Genomic DNA, 2,449 nt, shown 5'->3' on the forward strand with positions numbered 1-2,449 from the left:
AAGTTAGAGTTTTTATATTTTCTAAGTTTGTTATATTTTTATGTATGTTTAGTTTGTCTAAATAGTTTTGAATCTGATTTTTAGTCATAAGAGTCCTACCTTTTGGCTGCTGTAATTAAAAGACAATTGTACTTTTTATATATTTAAGACTACATGATAAAATGGATATTGGCGAGATTATTGGAATGAGCTAATGATCTGAATTGTATAGTCAATTTCGGTTTGTATGTTAGGATCAACAGTCTTTTTATATTTTAAATATCAATCAGTTTAAAATAAAACAACGATATTCAAACACTCATTCCCAGCACAACACAATAAGTTTAATCAACACAGTTTATTATCTATTTAAGGAGCGAGCAATGCAACAAGAAGACCCGATGAGAAAGACCGAGTGTGATAGTAACGAGCCATTTGCTTTGCGGGTACTTGGCGACAGCATGGAACCCGAATTTAGAGAAGGCCATATCATTATCATTGATAAGGATGCCGTGGTCAGCAATGAAAGCTATGTATTAGCAGTATTGGAAGATGAGTATATTTTTCGGCAATTGATTATTGATGAACAGAAAAGCTTTTACTTAAAACCCCTTAACGACAAATACCCGACTGTTCCCATTTCTGGGGTGGATGCGGTGAAAGGTGTCATTGTGCAACGTAGTGGTACACGCCGCAAAGAGCATAAACATTATTTGTAATGCTATAATGAGGTGTCTAGTACACCTTTTTTTTACGACTTCGAATCACATCCCCTTATGTTAATCCTACGCATTGTCAGTATTTTATTCCCCATCTTTTTCATTGTATTCATTGCTTATTTATATACTCGTTATCGCCCCGTCGATATGCGCATCCCCAATCAACTCAATATGGATGTATTTATTCCCGCACTGCTCATCACGATTTTATCTGACAAATCATTCGACCTGATGCACTACCAACAATTGGCTTTAGTTTGGGTTAGTATCATTTTATTAACAGGTATTTTGTTATTACCTTTTGCTGCGAGGCTTAAGATTCAGGCAAAAACTTTTATTCCACCAATGATGTTTGGTAACACGGGCAATATGGGTATTCCTATCGTATTATTTGCTTTTGGTGCAGATGCGTTACCGATTGCCGCATTGTTGTTTATTTTGTCCACGATGCTTAATTTCATTGTGACCAATTCGATTATGGGGCAACACACGAAATGGTGGCATATTTTCCGTTTACCAATGGTGATCGCGACTTTATTGGGTATCACTCTTAGTCTGTTGCAGATTCAATTACCAGAATGGCTACTTGTTCCCCTTGATATGTTGGGACAAATTGCAGTGCCGTTGATGTTATTTACTTTAGGCGTGCGCTTGATTGACATTGATTTTAATTATTGGCGGATTGGTTTGCTAGGCGGTATTGTGTCGCCTGTGATTGGAATTTTATTATATGTATTGGTGCAACCGTATTTAACTATTCCTGAATCACAACAAAGTGTGTTATTAATTTATTGTGCTTTGCCACCTGCAGTAGTGAATTATATTTTTGCCGAACAATATCACCAAGAACCACACAAAGTTGCATCCATCGTATTAATTGGTAATGTATTGAGTTTGATAAGTTTGCCGATTGCATTGGCATGGACGTTATAAAAATATCCATACCCTGCTCATATTAGTTAGCCGCAAGGCCTATTGGATTTGAAACCGTCACTTGAATTCGTGGATTTTTCAAACGATTATTTGCAATAGGTTGGCTAGAGCCTAAGCCTTTGACGATTAAACGATTTGAGGCAATGCCTTGACGCATTAAAGCAAAACGCACCGAATTGGCTTGACGATAAGACAAACCATCATTGAAATCACTACTGCCACGCGCGGCGGTATGTCCTTCGATTAAAGCTTGTTGTTTCGGATATTTTTGTAAAAACTGAGCAATTTGCTGAATAGCAGCTAAATCTTCTAATTTTTTCTGATTTTCATCGAATAATGGAGGGCTTGGTAAAACAAAGGCCATCCCATTATTTATTTTGTAAGATTCCATTTTTATTGAAGGCGGAGGACTCGTAGTCGGTTCACGCAAGCTATGAAGAAGTGATATTGCTTTTTTAGGCTGCTTATCAACTTTTGCCATCGCCAAGTTTGATTTTTCAATAGCAATCCGTGCAAATTCCTGAATATCCCGTTCATTTTGTGATTGTTCTGCTTGTTTCAATGCGATTTTCGCTTCAGCTAAAGTATATTTTTGCTCTGCTGCTGATGGCATCGATTCAGCTTTTGCATAGGTTGTACGTGCTTGTTCTAATAGCTGATTTTTATCTGGAATACCACCACAAGCCTGTAGTAAAAATAGACACATAAGTGAAATTAACAGACTTTTTGTAAAGTCTATCGTTGTTATTCGAATTTTTTGCATAACATGACCTTTGTGAAATCCTGGATGAAATAAATCCTCACTCTCTATATAACTG

3 protein-coding genes are annotated in these 2,449 nt (G+C 36.7%); 2 read left to right on the plus strand and 1 reads right to left on the minus strand.

Annotated elements, in window-relative coordinates; translation table 11 throughout:
* Positions 1-362: 362 nt before the first annotated feature.
* Both ABXH34_RS18575 and ABXH34_RS18580 read left to right on the plus strand, forming a co-directional pair.
* Positions 363-698 carry a S24 family peptidase gene (locus tag ABXH34_RS18575; protein ID WP_353573381.1) on the plus strand — a complete coding sequence of 112 codons (336 nt, stop codon included), beginning with the start codon at positions 363-365 and terminating at the stop codon, positions 696-698.
* Positions 699-755: 57 nt separating this feature from the next.
* Entirely contained in the window at positions 756-1,631 is an 876-nt protein-coding gene (locus ABXH34_RS18580; RefSeq protein WP_353573382.1) for an AEC family transporter, read from the plus strand.
* A 22-nt stretch (positions 1,632-1,653) separates the two neighbouring features.
* Here the strand turns inward: ABXH34_RS18580 and ABXH34_RS18585 are convergent.
* Positions 1,654-2,449, minus strand: a 796-nt coding sequence (locus ABXH34_RS18585; RefSeq protein ID WP_353573383.1) for an OmpA family protein, incomplete at its 5' end; no start/stop codon positions are given.

This window comes from Candidatus Albibeggiatoa sp. nov. BB20, assembly GCA_016744725.1.
Lineage (GTDB): Bacteria > Pseudomonadota > Gammaproteobacteria > Beggiatoales > Beggiatoaceae > Albibeggiatoa.